General features: G+C 54.3%; 13 protein-coding genes and 1 pseudogene. 1 reads left to right on the top strand and 13 read right to left on the bottom strand.

Annotated features, from left to right (window positions below; genetic code table 11):
• Nucleotides 1-8 precede the first annotated feature (8 nt).
• Nucleotides 9-500: a methylated-DNA--[protein]-cysteine S-methyltransferase gene (locus tag VGK23_07055; GenBank protein ID HEY3420294.1), complete on the bottom strand. Its 492-nt coding sequence runs from the start codon at nt 498-500 to the stop codon at nt 9-11.
• Between the two features lie 222 nt (nt 501-722).
• Between VGK23_07055 and VGK23_07050 the strand changes: the two genes are divergently transcribed.
• On the top strand, nt 723-1,115 hold the full coding sequence (locus VGK23_07050) for a hypothetical protein (GenBank protein HEY3420293.1): 393 nt from the start codon (nt 723-725) through the stop codon (nt 1,113-1,115).
• 304 nt (nt 1,116-1,419) lie between these two features.
• Here VGK23_07050 and VGK23_07045 read toward each other — a convergent pair whose 3' ends face one another.
• The 12 genes and pseudogenes from VGK23_07045 to VGK23_06990 form a co-directional block, all read right to left on the bottom strand.
• Entirely contained in the window at nt 1,420-2,328 is a 909-nt protein-coding gene (locus VGK23_07045) for a hypothetical protein (protein ID HEY3420292.1), read from the bottom strand.
• Between the two features lie 63 nt (nt 2,329-2,391).
• Entirely contained in the window at nt 2,392-3,093 is a 702-nt protein-coding gene (locus VGK23_07040; GenBank protein ID HEY3420291.1) for a DNA alkylation repair protein, read from the bottom strand.
• Nucleotides 3,094-3,179: 86 nt separating this feature from the next.
• Nucleotides 3,180-5,177: a hydantoinase/oxoprolinase family protein gene (locus VGK23_07035; protein ID HEY3420290.1), complete on the bottom strand. Its 1,998-nt coding sequence runs from the start codon at nt 5,175-5,177 to the stop codon at nt 3,180-3,182.
• 5 nt (nt 5,178-5,182) lie between these two features.
• Entirely contained in the window at nt 5,183-6,208 is a 1,026-nt protein-coding gene (locus tag VGK23_07030; protein HEY3420289.1) for a hypothetical protein, read from the bottom strand.
• Nucleotides 6,209-6,225: 17 nt separating this feature from the next.
• Entirely contained in the window at nt 6,226-7,863 is a 1,638-nt protein-coding gene (locus VGK23_07025) for a methylamine methyltransferase corrinoid protein reductive activase (GenBank protein HEY3420288.1), read from the bottom strand.
• Nucleotides 7,860-8,720 (bottom strand): 3-methylornithyl-N6-L-lysine dehydrogenase PylD, encoded by an 861-nt coding sequence (gene pylD, locus VGK23_07020; GenBank protein ID HEY3420287.1) that lies wholly within the window; start codon nt 8,718-8,720, stop codon nt 7,860-7,862. Before pylD ends, VGK23_07025 begins: the two co-directional genes overlap by 4 nt.
• A complete protein-coding gene (pylC, locus tag VGK23_07015; GenBank protein ID HEY3420286.1) occupies nt 8,717-9,886 on the bottom strand; it encodes a 3-methylornithine--L-lysine ligase PylC in 1,170 nt (389 codons plus the stop codon). The genes pylD and pylC overlap by 4 nt, the downstream gene beginning before the upstream one ends.
• Nucleotides 9,883-10,968 (bottom strand): methylornithine synthase PylB, encoded by a 1,086-nt coding sequence (pylB, locus tag VGK23_07010; protein HEY3420285.1) that lies wholly within the window; start codon nt 10,966-10,968, stop codon nt 9,883-9,885. Before pylB ends, pylC begins: the two co-directional genes overlap by 4 nt.
• 10 nt (nt 10,969-10,978) lie before the next feature.
• On the bottom strand, nt 10,979-11,806 hold the full coding sequence (gene pylSc / locus VGK23_07005; GenBank protein HEY3420284.1) for a pyrrolysine--tRNA(Pyl) ligase large subunit: 828 nt from the start codon (nt 11,804-11,806) through the stop codon (nt 10,979-10,981).
• A 328-nt stretch (nt 11,807-12,134) separates the two neighbouring features.
• The gene (locus VGK23_07000) at nt 12,135-13,622 is read right to left on the bottom strand and encodes an APC family permease (GenBank protein HEY3420283.1); all 1,488 of its coding nucleotides are present in this window, start codon (nt 13,620-13,622) and stop codon (nt 12,135-12,137) included.
• A 106-nt stretch (nt 13,623-13,728) separates the two neighbouring features.
• Nucleotides 13,729-15,135 (bottom strand): annotated as a pseudogene (gene mtbB, locus VGK23_06995) ([dimethylamine--corrinoid protein] Co-methyltransferase).
• A gap of 32 nt (nt 15,136-15,167) precedes the next feature.
• On the bottom strand, nt 15,168-15,734 hold a 567-nt coding region (locus tag VGK23_06990; GenBank protein ID HEY3420282.1), incomplete at its 5' end, for a B12-binding domain-containing protein.

Genomic DNA, 15,734 nt, shown 5'->3' with positions numbered 1-15,734 from the left:
TGGATGGGTCAAGGGTTGTTTCTTTCCAGGTCAAGAAGCCTTTTCTTGGTGTCCAATCCTCCCAGATATCCGATCAGCTTTCCGTCGGCTCCGATCACTCGGTGGCAGGGGATGAATATGGAGATCGGGTTCCGGTTGTTCGCCATGCCCACCGCCCTCGATGCCCCCGGAGAACCTATGTCCTTGGCAACAGCGCCATAGCTCTTTGTTTGTCCATATGGGATTTTCAAAAGGCTTTCCCATACCTTTCTCTGGAATGGTGTTCCCGCTGGGGCCAGATGTACTGTGAACTCCTTCCTCTCTCCTGAAAGATATTCCGATAACTGTCCATGCGCCTCGCGCAGCAGCCCGGTCTCCAGTTCGACGGCATCATTGGGAGCTCTCTCTTTTGGGAACCACAGGTTCGATATCGCGTTTTCATCCTCCGCGATACCAATGCGACCGATGGTGGTGGAATAGAAGAACATGCTTTTCGTCATGGTATCGACCTTACTTGTCATCCCAAGGATACCGGAGCATCCTATTTAACAAATTTTTTGAGCATTTTGTTTCCGGTTTTCATCGGGTAATTCTTATTGGGTTGAGAAGGGTCGAAGTATGATCTTCAATCTGTTACCTCCGGTCTCTGCAATGGCCTCGGATCCTCCGATTCATCTAAATTTTGCGGAATTCCAGCGTAAGTTAGAATATCCAGAAGGGTCATGTGCTGAAAGGTAACCGATTTGGCGGGAGAAGACTTACTGCTGGAGGGAGATGCGAACCCGGATATGATGAAGAATGTCCGGGACACGATCGAGTCGACCATATCCGGTCTAGAATCGATCGAGGAGACGATGGAGTCGGCACTCAAGCACCCCGACAATATGCCGATAGACAGCATCATGCTGGTGCTACAGACGGCCTTCGTAATGAAGCAGAATCTGGTCTATCTCCGGTCGATCATCGAAAGGAGCAACTCATTCTCCGAGGGCGATTTGAGCCGTCTCAATATGGTCATCAACGCCATGAACATCCTGGATGCTTTCATGAAGGGAAACCTGGACGAGGGGCCGGTCAACGAGGCCAAGGATTTCCTGAAATCGGCGCTGCCGAAGAGAGCGGACAAGTCCCATTAGTCCAGACTTTTTGGACAAAAAGCCTTCGTTCCCCAAGATGTTCTCTGGTACTTGAGGCAGTGACAAGACCTGACATTCCAATGTCACCCATCGATTCAGCATCAAGGAAGGACCTGATCCGCCGCCTAAGGCGATATGGTTTCTAGCTGATCCAAGAGAAAGGAAGTAAGGTCCACGAGCTTGATGTCAGGGAAGAAGGGATCGATATCGTGATGGACAGTCTCGTCAAAGGATGGCCTGATAATTCTGAGACTCCCGATTCAAATAGCGGTGAATAGGCCAAGGGACCCCGGCCGTTCCTGGATCAATATCGTCTCCGGTAAAGGATGAACGCCGGGACCGCCAGGAACAGCGTGATTATGGCTCCGACGATTATCGGGACCGATCTGATCGTCGGTTGTTTCTGATCGAATGCGTAGGGTGCTGTCGAGTTCTTGAGCTCCAGCATGTCCGCATTGCAGAAGCTGCAGGTCTTGTCATACGAGCTCACCACCGGTCTCATCAAGCAGGGGTTCGAGGTGCAATGTGGCGGGTCCTGATAGTCATAATGGACGGTCGCGTTTCTTGGTGTATATGGTGAATTGGGACCCAGCGGTGCGACAAGGCCCAGAAGGTGTCCCATTTCATGGGCTATCGAGACTCGCAGGTACGCGTCAATGAGTGTGTCCCCAAAAATGGCGAATCGGTCTGCCGTGAATGAGATGCCCACTGCCGCCGGGTCCGAGAACGATCCGGTCAGAAAGGCCACATGGACTATCGCCACCCCGTTTGAGGTGGTGTTCCTGAACACCGTGTCATATAACCTGTTCAGATCGGCCTCCGAATAGACCTGCTGCTGGAGGGATGCCTCCATCGTCCCCACGAAGGTGTAGGTGATGGAACTCTTATTGCAGTGCGAGAATATCATGGATTCGAAGCTGGAGAACGGGGAGCTCCTCGAATCCAAGATATGCCTGTTGAAAGCGGTCCATTCCACCTTCAGGACCGGATAGTCATCCCCCCTCAGATAGTCCCAGGCGAATCCGCCTGGCGCCTGGGACAGCTGGGAATGCAGAGAGCTTGCGCGGGTGCTTGATATGTAATACGAGATCTGATCGCCGCTATCCTGGACTACCACCAATGCGGTGAACACTCCGGGCAGCATGGCGGCCACCGCCAGAATGACCGCTATCGTCCTTACTGAGTTGCCGTTCGTGACGGCTAATTGGACCATATCGTAAATAAAGGTCTTGTCAGGCACTGGGACCGGGGGTTGTCCTGATACAGCTCAGTCAAACTATCGGATGGTCGACCTTTTGCGTTTCTTGATCATGTTGGTCGTCTTCTCGGACCGAAGCTCTCTCAGCGCATCGGCAGCGATCCATCGGGCGCTCCTCGTGTTGCGTGCTTGGACTGATTCCGCCGTCCTTATCGCTGCTTCCTGCAGCGGAACGTTCCTTTTCCCGATCTGCCTCAAGGCCCAATTGACCGCCTTTCTCACGAACGGTCGGTCATCATCCGCTGCCTCCGAGTCAATTATCGCCAGGAAATCATGGAACAGTTCATCCTTGGCCTTCTTGTCGTGAACTGCCAGGGCCGCCATCAATACGAAGCCCGCCCGTCTCACGTATTCCTCATCCCGTGACGACCATTCCTTTGCCTTTGCGATGGCGTATGGAGTCCGGGAGAACAGGTTGCTGCAGCACTGGTCGCAGATATCCCAAGAATCGAACCCGACCACCCATTGCTCCATCTGGTCCTCGGTCACCTGGGCCGGGACGTCGATGACGGTAGCGATGATCCTCGATTCGTGGAATCCGGCCTCCCAGAGGTCCAGCGCGAGTTTGTGGTCCTTTCCGATATTCTTCGCCAGGGACCGCATGTCCACCATCGAGATCCCGAAGGCATTGTCGACCTTGATCCCGAACCTGGACATTCCTTCTCGGTTGACCTCGCTCCCGTGCGATCGGAGAAATTCAACGACCTCATCGACGTTCATATGGACCATCCCTGTATCATCATGGCTGATGATAAACCAGAAGGACGGGGAACGATCTTCGGATCGGAGTGGCTCTCTTGGGCCGATCAATGCATCCTGGGTTTCCCTACCGCCATGACCACGACCGTCGTGCCAAGCAGGATCCCTCCCCCGCCGTAGCCGTTGCCTATCTTGCCATAATCGTCCTTGACCTCACAGACAAGCTCTACGGTATCGGCCCCAGCGAACGTAGCCAGTTCCGTCGCCTCTCGGTTAGCAAGTTCGACTGCGAAGGCCTTCGCTTCCTCCAGGTTGGGGAAGGCGTTTCGTCCCTTTGAGGAGAAGACGATCGAAGGCGGGTTTTCGGTGTTGCTCATGCCAGCCTTCGGCTTTATCTGGACCTCTACCGTTTCCATTATCGTACCGGTGATGGCACCGACCGCGTTGCCGACCTCGGAATTTTCCGGCAATAGGAGAGGCGTGTTGAACTTCGCCGCCACCTCTGGAAGATAGGCGCTGACCGGCGCGCCTATGCCAATGATACTCTTGTTCAGGTTCAGGTTGAGGGAGAAATCGATCCCCATCTCCCGGGTGACCAGTTGCTGGATGAAACGCCGGCTCAATTCGTTGTCCGCATCATGCCCCGAGTCTTCCTGTATCAGTTTCAGCAGGACCTCCTTCGCTATCTTGTTGATGACCTCTTGCCTAACTTGGGAGCAGAAGTCATCCGGGTTCAGGGACATCACCTTCGACTGTATCGCCACTCCGAGGTCCGATGCCTCCTTGACGAATTCGGAATATTTGCCCATGGCATGAAGTATATCGGTCGGGGTCAGGCCGATCCTGGCCACCATCCCTAGCTCCTCCAGGTGGCGAATGCTATAGGTGTATGGGTCGATGCCGGTGATATCGGCTATGCCGAAGATGGTGATCGGACCTTTCTTGATCGCACCGAGGAAGGCCTTGTCAATGGACGAGAGCTCGACGCCCGGGACCTCCTTCGAGAGGATAAAGAACTCCACCAGCTGGGGGATCAGGTTCGCGTCATAATATCTGGTCCTCTGGCGTGGAATGTTCTCCGCGATGGCCTTGAGCTTCTCGACGATATCCGGATATCTCTTGGAGGCGACGCACAACGGCACCACTCTTAACGGGGACAGCATGAATCCGTCCTTGGTCACGATGATGCGGCTGTCGCCTCCAATGCCGGAGGTCATTATGTCAACTGCCTTCACCCTGGTCCTCCATCCGCCGATGAGCGCCCCTTCAGGGTCCAGCCGTGGTTTGCCATCCCTCAGTATGCCGATGTCGGTGGTGGTCCCGCCAACATCCACTATGACAGCGTCCTTCTCCTTGGTGAGGAATTTCGCCCCGACGATGCTTGCGGCCGGTCCGGAAAGGATGGTCTCCACTGGGCGGGTCCCTGCCATGCTTTCGCTCATGAGCGAACCGTCCCCCTTCACGATCATCAGGGGAGCGGACACCCCCTGCTCCTTGAGTACCCTTTTCACGGCTGAAATGAGGTCCGCGATCACGGGTATCAGTTTGGCGTTTAGGACCGCCGTTATGGTCCTTTCGTAGAAACCCAGTTGGGACGAGAGCTCGTGACCGCATACGACCGGAAGCTGACATCTACTCGTTATCAGCTCCTTGACCCTCAGTTCATGGTCCGGGTTCCTTACGCTCAGGAGACTGGAAACGGCGAAGGCGTCAACCTTTCCCGAGACCGTTTCTATGAACTCCTCCACCTTGGAGGCATCAAGCACCTGTTGTTCCAGGCCATTCAACGAATGTCCCCCGGCCACCTCTATGAGGTGCTCCACCGGCATCGTCTCACGTCGTTCCATTCCGATCATGATGAGGGCCACGCGGCAGCCCTTGCCTTCTACCACCGAATTGGTGGCCAGCGTGGAAGACATCGATACCAGGCGTATCTGGTCCATGAGCTCCTCGCCAAGCGATGACAGCGAGTTCTTGATCCCAATGGCCAGGTCCTCCCGGGTGGTAAGGGCCTTGGACTTCCTTATCACCTGGCCGGTCTCCAGGTCCATAATTACGCTATCAGTGAACGTTCCGCCGGTGTCGATCCCCAGTCCCAGTTTCATGTTCCTCACCGATTCTCTGCGCTACAGTCTGGCGACTTCCCTCTAACCCGGCATGAATATCCATCTTTGCTCAGCCTCAGGACCTTCACCAACAGCACCAGCGCCGGAAGCTCGACCAGGACGCCTATGATGATAGCGACCTGGATAAGCGGTTCGCCTGGGAAGAGCCCATAGGAGATCGCAAGCGCGAGCGGCGAGTTCCGGGCTATCGTGGTGCATGAGAGGAGGGCATATTCCTCATAGCTCAATCCTGCCCGTATCCCCACGTATCTGGCGATGATGTAGGACGCCACGATGAAGATGGCCACCGGTATCAGCACCACCGACAGCGGCAGAAGGTTGTCCAAGATGGTCGGTGTCTGGCTCCCGAACATGAAGAATATTATCACCGCCAGGGTAATGGTCTGGATCTGGATCGGGGTCCTGCTCATGCGTCTTTCCTTCCACTCCATGCCCTTGGAACGGATGACCGCCCAATTGGTCGCGACGGCGCCGGCGAAAGGGATGGCGATGAAGACCACGGAGGTCTCCACGAACGCCCATAGCGGTATCGCGATGAGCTCCCCCGCAAAGAGGAACAAGAACACCGGAATGAGAAGGATCTGAACGATCAGGTTGATGGGCAGGAGCGCCAGCCCCAAGGGCACATCCCCCTTGGCCATCCCGGTGAACACCAGGAACCAGTCGGTGCAAGGGTTGACCACGTAAAGGATGAAACCCACGAAGATCAAAGGCGTCGAATATAGGAACCCCAGCGCCAGGATGAAACCGATGATCGGAATGACCACGAAGTTGTCAAGGAGGGCGATGGCAATGAATCGGCGATTCTTGTACGATCGGGCCACCGCGCTCAGCGGCGTTCCCAGGGCGATCCCATACACCAGCAGGACGAGGCTCACATAGATGATGGCGTTGCTGTCATTCCAGATCCCGCCTATGAAATTGCCTGCGATCAATCCCAAAATCATCGCCATTATCAGCACCATCGGCTGTGAACTTTCCCATCTGTTCAGACCTCCCTCTTCAACCATCGTCCAACCTCCCATGTTCAGCTGCTGCTGTTCGCCCTCATGTTGTTGAAGTTGATCGCCTGGTTGGGGCAGGCCTGCTCGCATCTGCGGCATGCAGTGCCTGAGCACAGTTCCGATCTGATGATCGCTCTCAACATCCCATCCGACTCGACAATGGTGATCGCATCCTCCGGGCATTCCTCGGTGCACTTTCCGCACTGGACGCAGCCTGTCAGGTCAGATTCCAGGGAAACCCCGATGTCCCTGAGGATGGCGATGCCCTTCCGGCCCAGGTCCGGTATGTCCCGGCTCATCCTTCTCTCGACGTCAACGTGGGCGACCGGTGGCGGCAGCGGCGGAAGCTTGTAAATGGCCAGCATTTCACTGTATGCCGACATCGGCATCGAATAGTACCACAGCGACAGCTCGATGGAATAGATGTGCTTGAACAGGTCCGAGGTCGCGAACATGCAGTGGCTGGCCCTCAGGTCCTTGGCGAACGACTTCAGCTCCTGGAACCGCTCCGGCCGGAGCACCAGCTCCTTTGCCATGGCCAGGGAGGTGTTGCCCAGCTGGATGATGTGATCGCTCTCCGGCGGCACCAGGCCGATACTCTGCGCCTTGACGGCGTCCACATACAATCCGGAAGCTCCTGACATGAACGCTGTCCTGACATCTCCGGTCCAGAGGCCTGCCTCTCTCATCAAGGTCAGGAACCCTGCCCTGATGGCCCCGATGGCCTTCCCCGCCTCAGAGACATCGTTCTCCGTTATGTACACCCCGTCCTGCAGGTGCAATCGGTGGTCAGGTGTCTTGATCTTCGGCGGCACGATCAGTCCTGCCCCGATTCCGCTGGCGATCGCCGCGATGAGTCCCGTGCCAGTTATACCAGTGGCCTTCCCGTGCATCTCCCCGGCCGAGACGGTCCGGCCGTCCGTGGGATCGACGGTGTCTCCTTCCTGGGACATGAACCCATCGTCCAGCACCGAGCAGCGCCATCCGTCCGCTTCAGCGGTAACGTCTGATATGGCGCCGGGCGCTGCCAGCATGCCCATCTCCACCTGCTGCCCTTCCAGGGCCGGCCCTGCCGCAGCCGAACCGGAGTATACGTTCCCGTTGACCACCAGCGCCATCTCCGCGTTGGTGCCGTAATCAATGACCAGGCACGGCTCCTTCTGGTCCATTATGCCGGTCATCAGCAGCATGGCCAGTGCGTCCGCCCCTATCTCGTGGCTGACCGCTGGGGGTATCATCACCGTCGTTTCCGGGGGCAGGTCGAGGCCCAGGTCCCTCGCCCTCACGATGTCCCCGTCTCTCTTGGGAGGCACCACTCCCAGCCTGTCCAACATGTTCTTCCCAGCATAGGCCAGGTCACGGATCTCGATCTTCTGGAACAGGGACAATTGGAACGGGTTCCCGCAGACCGCCATTCGTTCGACCTTATCCAGATCGATGTCCAGTTTCCCCAACAGCCTGTTGATGGAATCGATCATCAGCCGATGGGTCTCCTCGGTCCCGGTCACCACCGCGAAATTGACATGGTCGATGACGTTCGCTCCCGGGATCGGGTGCCGGATGGTTATCGCCGTCGAGATGATCTCGTTGTTGCTCAGATCGATCGCCTGGGCACGGAAGCCGCTGGTGCCGATGTCCAGGGCAATGCCGAATCCGGTCATTGGATGACCTCGATGGCCTGTGCCCAGGCTATTCCCTTCGGCTTCCTCTGCATCGAGTAGCTGGCGCTCCATACCGCCATCACGGAGACGCCGATCTGCAGCGGATCGTGGACGAGGACCCTGGCCTTGGATTCACCCAGGTCGTCGAACGAATAGGGCATGCCCGGGGAGGATATGATCGCCCCTTCCCGGATCCACTCGCCCGGTATCCTGGCCGGCGATGCGTTTATTATAGCACCCGCTCCCGATACCGCCCGTTCCAGATCGTTGACCGTCCTGACGTCGGGGTATCTTCTCTTCACAGATTCTATCTTGGATAGATCGGAATCCATAACGGTTATGGATGCCTTTTCGTCGGCCAGAAGGTCTATGGCGCAGCTGCCGACCCGACCGGCACCGATCACCAGCACTTCCTTCCCTGCAAGGGGTCCCACCGCTCTTTTCAGGGCGGAGAAGTACCCCAATGCCGTGGAATGGGTGTTGTCCGCCGCCCTGTGCTCCCTCATGTTGATGGCCACGAACTCTTGGTCATCGGCCATGAAAACGATGTCCGCCCCCGCCTCCATGGCCTGATAGAAACCGGCCACGTCCGTCCCCTCAGTGACATGGCTTTCCATGCCGAGATGTCTGGTTATGGCGCAGACCGAATCGCAGAACCCTGGGGTCACGCCCTTCCCGCTGGTGACCGGCACCGCCGCCGCCTTGAAGCCGTTCAGGTTGAGGTCGCTCTCCTCGAGACCCAATGCGAGATATGCCAGGCATTTCATGTCCATGCCCAGATCGTGGCGCAGCCGTTCATCCCGCAGGCCCATGCTGTCCGGGACGTTCTCAATCATCTCATAGGTCAATCGGGTCATTTCATCGCCTCCGGTATCGGGTTGACGTACCTGGTAACGCCGGTCTGTTCCATGATCTCCCACAGGCAGGCCAGCCTCTTGTGCCAGGCAGCCTCTTCGGAGGGGCCGGAATTGATGATCGTGGCCCTCCACCTATTCTTGCCTGGCTCATAGTCGGTTATCATCTCATCGGATTTGAATAGTCCAGGCATGAGCTGGGGTCTATCCACCCCGGCGAACACGCCTTCTCCGCAGGAACGCATCGTACTGCCGCTGACGATGACGTGCTCGTAGAAGGCAGCACCGCTCTTGGTCGGTCTGGGCCTTTCCAGTTTCCCTTTGACGAAGGAATCGGTCAGCATCGAAATGATGTTGATGCCGCTCGAGCCGAGCACCGCCGCCGGTGTCTGGCTTGGTATCCGGGCATCGATCTCCAGGATCTTTGGGATACCATCCTTGACGATCGCCTCCACATCCATGATACCGTTCAAGGTCATGTGCTGGGCCATCTTCTCGCTGGCGGCCATGAAGATCATCTCGGTGTCGGCATCGAGCTTTCTGTACGGCGAACGGACCATCTTGCAGTCGTATCCGTCGTCCAGAACGACCTCAGTGATCACCAAAGGCACCATTTCGATGCCGTTCCCGATGACCTCGACAGAGATGTTCGGTCCCTCTACGAACTCCTGCACAATGCAATCATCGCCGATGCCCCGGACCCGGTCAATCCCTTCCTCCAGCTCTTGCTGGGTGACTGCCTTGGTGACCCCGGTGCTTCCGCTTTGCCCGGAGGGCTTCACAACGACCGGGAACCCGCATTCCGGCCAATCTCCAGGCATGGGGACCTTGAGCTTCCTCATCATTTCATTGGACCGGACCTTGGAGGATGACACATCATATGATTCCATGTCGAACATCAGCGGGACGTCCAGGTTCTCGAACAGTTTCACCAGAGAGGTCAGCGTCTCATAGTTCTCGTTGGCCGGTAGGACCGCATCGCAGTCCTCGAACACCCTTATCGCCCGTCTCGGTTCCTTGATCACATCGATGTTCACCGCTTCGTCCGCCAGTGACATAGCGGGTGCCTTCTTTCTCCGGTCGATGACCACCGTTTCAATGCCCGCCTTCTTCGATAGGTAGATCGCCTCAGTGCCCTGAAGCGCACCGCCCACCACACCGACCTTCACTGGATCACCTCGATCCCAAGCCTCTCCTTCCTGGAGGCAATGAAATTCGTATAATCGGTCAGTCTGGCGATCTTGATACCGATGATGTCCAGCATGTCCTCGATATTTCCCTTCGACCGTTCCCCGTTCTCGATGTCCAGCTCATGTTGGGCCACACCTGCCAGGCCTTTGCTGGGGGGGATTATGGAGGTGATGACATTGGCACCGGCGTCGAGCCGTGGGCGGAGGCCCTTGACCCCCTCGATGTCCAGGCTTGCCGGGATGAGCTTGTCCTGATGCACCAGACGCATAACGGCCAAGGTCACAAGCTCCTCGATCATCAGCGTCGAGGGCATCCCTTTCATTGGGGTGTTGGCCTGCGGCACGAAGGTCATGGCCCTAACCTGCTGCACTCCCAGTTTGCCCATCATCTTGATGGAGTTCACCCGGTCGGCTATGGTCTCCCCCACGCCGATCATGATGCCCTCCTCGGTCAGCATCCCCCTTTCCCCGGCCCAGGTCTTCTGGTTCAGGCGTACGTCATAGTCCTGGTCAGGGCGCAGTCTGCTGAACAGTTCTCGGTTATGGGTCTCCTGGTAGCAGGCGAACCAGTCGGTGCCCGCGTTCCGAAGCGAGGTGAACATCTCCCTGGGCACCACGCCGGGGGAGACCATTATGGGCACATCGACCGAATCGTCCACGTTCTGGACAAGGTCCACCAGCTCGTTGTAACCCGCCTTTCCGTGATAGGTAGGGTCTTCACCCATGGTGAGGTCCACCAGATGGATCCCGGAATCCTCGAGCGCGGTGGCCAGGCCGATGATCTCCTCCCGGTTCTTACGGTACCTCACGCTCTCCTCGTTCGACCTTCTGTAGAAGCAGAAAGAACAGTTGTTCCGGCAATGGGTAGAGAAGTACACAAAACCGTAAAGGAACACCTTGTGCCCGAAGTTCCTGTCCCTGACATGACGGGCCGTTTCGAAGAGTTTGCCGACGGACGCTTCATCGCGAAGTCCAAGCAGATAGGCGATCTCGCCGTCAGCCAGAATCCGGCCCTCCCGGGCCTTTGAAATTATGATATCCAGATCTTCATCCGTGTTCATTCTTTCACCTTCAGATATCGATCCTTGCTCCGTTGAGGTAGATCAGGCTCCGACCTACCTTTTTGATGTTCAGGTCGCCGCTTTTCATCAAGAGCAGGCGCTCCAATCCGAAACCCACTCCCGCCCATGGGTCGGTTATGCCATGGGCCTTGTCGAGGACATGTGGTCCCACGGCGCCTGATGCGACCTCCACTCCACCGACCTCGACGTCGATGGTGCTGACGTAGACCTCGGACTTGGCGGTGACCAGTTCGTATTCCAGACCGACCTGGTCCATGACGGAAACGATGTGCTCTTTCAATCGTTCCATCGCATCGGTGCTCGGCTTCATCTCCACGAGGTTCAGCATGGTGAACTCCTCGAGGTGCGAATTTCCGTGCGACTCCTTCCGATAGCAGGTCCCGATTTCGAACATCATCAGAGGCATCTTCACGTTCCGTTTCAGTTGCCTCATTAAGAAATACAGGTTCGGTGCCAGCATGGGCCTGAGGCATCTTTTCTCGTCAAGCCAAAAGACCTGTTCGTATAGAAGGTGTTCCTTGTCGATGCCCATCTTCCTCAGCGCTTCGTAGGAAATTATGGTGGGGGTCTTCACCTCCAGGAAACCCTTGCTGACCAGCATGTTGGCGAGCGAGTCCTCCAGTTCGGCAAGCGGATGCCGGCGGGGATTGACGGAGAGGTCACGGATCAACTTACGGTGCTGGGATTGCAGTTTTTCGATGAGCACGGAGAACGCTTTCTCCCTGGCTTCTTCGGTTTGAAATTCCTCAATTTGAGAAATATCTCCGCCCAGCTCTCGAATTCTCTGAGACTGGGAAGAGGTCCAGATAAGCGGCATCCTATCCACCTCGGGGTAAGAGGATGCTTTGAGAATAATGGCGAAGGGCCCGGGAATCGAACCCGGCTGCCATAGCTGTAGAGGCCCGGCGGTCCCTGACCAACCCTCCATGCATTAGATGTACAATATCATTGGAATATTGATAAATGTGGCTTACGATATGAATATTGGCATATTTCCGAAAATGGGAAATGCCTTTTTTCATCACCTGGTCTTTTTCCTTTTTTTCATTCATTGTGTGCATCTCACATGCTTCGTTTAAGGAGTTTTTATCTCAAAGAGTATAGGAAATAATTGGCGGACAGGTTTTACCTGTCCATTGATAAATTCAATTCAATGCCTCGGGTTGTTCCACTTTCACCTCTTTTTCATGATTTTTGGTATTCTCGTGCTGGGTCCAGAACCAGATCGGTAAATAGGCTGCAAGTACGATGACTCCAACAATAATTGCCGTTATTCCACTTTCTAGACTGTTCAAATACATGACACCAATTAGACATAGAGGGATGTTGAACAGCCCGAACGCAAGGGCAACGTATGTCCAACCTCTTGGTGCCTTGAACGGTCGATCCAACTTCCTTAGCTCTGGATCCCGCTTAGCCTTGACATAGGCAAATAGGCTAATACCGTTGGCGCAAGTGTAGCCAATCGCTGATGCTGCTAGTATTGCTGTCGGGGTCTTTAGTGAGATCAGCGCCATATTAAAGAGTGCGATGACTAGCATTGCCCGAACTGGAACACCACTCGAGTTCAGCTTGCTGAAGAATCTTGGAAGATTTCCTTCAGAGGCCATGGAATGCATCGATGTTGCAGAGCCCAGGAATGCCGTCTGAATTATCAAGATCATGGCAGCTACGAGCATGACAATCATGACAGATGAACCGAGCGAGCCGAAACTCATTTCAGCCATCGGTACTAAGGGCGAGACCGGTTCTGCAAGAATGCCATCAATTCCCAATGTGCCAGTCACAGATGTCTGAACTAGTGCAAAGATAATGAGACAAATTATCCCACAGGAGAATAAGGCTTTGGGAACATCCGACCCTGGTTTCTTGTATTGTGGTCCATATATAGCTGCAGTTTCCCAGGCGCACGCACTCCATTGAGCGATGGCGAATAGACCAAAGATTATCAGTATATGCTGCCAATCCCATGTCCATCCAGTAGGCACTAGGTTATTAGTGATATTCGAAGCGTTAAAATCACCAGTGACAAATGGCGCAATCGATATCACAATCAACGGAATAAGGGAGACAACTGCTAGAATTAATCCAATCCTTGCACCGTTGGCCAGTCCTCTTATATTTATAAGAATTAGGGCCACGAATATTAATGCGCCACAAACTAAGGCCAAAGATACGAAATCATACCCAGCCAAAGCCGGAATCATGCCTTGCAGATAGCTGGCGATCGTCAATGAAAAAATCGCCAATACCGGATTCCATGCGAACCAATACCCCCAGGCGCTGAATCCACCAATCAACTTCCCTTTATCATATTTGTTTACGTTGTTTTTAGTTCTGAATACAGCCTGAGCAAAACCAGGCAACCCTGAAGCTTTGGGGAATGCCGTCGCCATTTCTCCATAGGCAATATTCTGCATGAACCCTTGTAAAACAGATGCGACCCAGAGTATTATCGCAGCCGCCCATAGATACGATGCGGTATAGCCAATCGATGGCAATATCAGCAATGGCACTCCAACAGCGATCATCAATCCTTGTTTCCAATCTATAGTTCTTTGCAGTTCGTTCGAATTCGCCTTCTTCGGCTCGGTTTCCGTAGAACCGCCTCCACCTTCTTGACCATCAACCATGACTCACCCCTCCTATATCGTATGTGGAAAAAAACCGCTCTCTGGACCAAAATGAACTTGACAGTAGATGCTGATCCAGAGATTATCAAATCAAGCGTTTCCGTTTCTACTTCTTCACCTGTGCCCTGAACTTTTCGCAACAGTTTATCTTGATGCCCAGCAACTTTTCTATGTTCATCTTAGCAGCAATGCCTTTTGGTGCTCCAGCAACAGAAGTTACCACACCAATTCCGAGGCTCTCTCTGATATCTCGCATGACAAATTCGTCGCTCAGGTCCACTGGGGTGACACCCACCTTCTTTGCAACGTACTCCTTCGCTTGCTTGATTCTCATGCTTTTCGCAAACTCCATCCTACATACGAGATCGCCAGCTGCCCTAATTCCGCTCATCCCGGAAGTCATTACGTGTGTTATCGGCATACCCATAGGGTCGCCGACCCCAATCTATATGCCATCGACGCCGGCAATCTCTACCATTGCCTTGCTTGCATGAGAGACGGCATCTATTGTGGGGGTCTCGAACATGGGAATTCCACCCACGCCCATGCCCATATTTACATGACATGGGATTGGAGATTCCTTAACTGCAGCTTTTACGAAAGTGACCGCTCTTCCCAGATTCCATGCACCTGACTTGCTGGTGTTGGTATTGACCACAGGGCCAAAAATGTTAGAACCAGCTTTAGCCACCATTTTTGCCTGCTGATGTGGCCACATGCCAGCCAAGGTCTCACCCTTGTATTTTAATTCACCATGCATTCCAAGTACTAGCTCTCCAGCCATACCGGATTCTATATACATTTCGGGAAATTCATTCCTCAATACTTCGATCGCATTGAGCGTGGCAAAGAAATCGCCATCTCCCGCTGCCGCAGTCGTGTCAAAGTTGACACCATCTGATCCTGATTTCATGATTCTCTGCATTACCCAGATCATGTCTCGAGTCAAATGCTCTGCTGCATGTTCTGTTGACCTTTGGGCTTCCTCGATCTTAAAGGCTTTCATAAGGTCGCCGGGGTTATCAAACGGACCATCTGGGCGATAATAGAGGCCCATATTCGGCATGGCACCGTAAAGCACCGGAACAACCATGTTCTGCTGAACGACCTCCATCGTCTGCATCTCTTGGGCAATCACCGGTTTAACTGGTTTGAAACTGTAGTCGATGTGGCCAAGTTCCATTGAGTCGGCTCCTAGGGCTCGTTCATGCGTCATCATTCCGACTAATCTACTGGAGGGAATTCCGACACCGCTGTTTCCTTGATCTCCGTCAAGGCGGATGGTTCCGATATCATGAGTAACGGGCACTTCCATTCCATGCTCAACGCCCACCATTCTCCCTGGTATCATCAGAATTTCTACGAGCCTTTCCATATCTTCGGAGCTCATAGTGGGGATACTTCCGAGATCTGCAGCATCTTCAGACCCTGCGGCAACATCTTCTATGATTTGCTTCTTTGAGAGATAGACTCTCTTGCCATCTCCCATTCTAATTGCATATTCGTTTGACATTTATCTTTCCTCCTTGATCAAGTTTACAATTCTCACTTCTTCTTGAGAAGTTCTCCGGCCTTCTTAACCGCTTCACTCGCGTTCTCTCCATAGCCATCAGCACCAATCTTTTCAGCCCATGATTGTGTCGCTGGTGCACCGCCGACCATCACCTTTACATTCTTTCTCAAACCCTTTTCAACTAAGACCTCGATAACTTCTTTCTGGGTTTGCATTGATGTGGTCATCAAGGCGGACAAGCCTACCATATCTGCATTTTTGTCCTTTATAGTGTCAATGAAGTTCTTTGTTGGTACATCCCTACCTAGATCGTGTACTTCATATCCAGCGCACTGCAACATAGTGGAGACGATTGATTTTCCAATGTCATGGACGTCCCCTTCAACTGTTCCAGTCACAATCACGCCTAGGCTTTTGCCTGCTTCACCTTTGGGAAGATCCTTTTCAATGATCTTTACTCCCGAGGTCATCGCATTTGCAGCTACCATTACATGAGGAAGGAAAAGGCGACCCCTCTCGAACCTGATCCCAACCTCATTCATCCCTGCAGCGAGTGAATCGATTATCTCTTGGGGCGTAAGGACTCCGCGTGCCATTTC

The sequence above is a fragment of the Methanomassiliicoccales archaeon genome (assembly GCA_036504055.1).
GTDB lineage: Archaea > Thermoplasmatota > Thermoplasmata > Methanomassiliicoccales > UBA472 > DASXVU01.
Note: the sequence above shows the minus strand (reverse complement) of the source record. Positions and strands in the feature narration are given on the sequence as shown.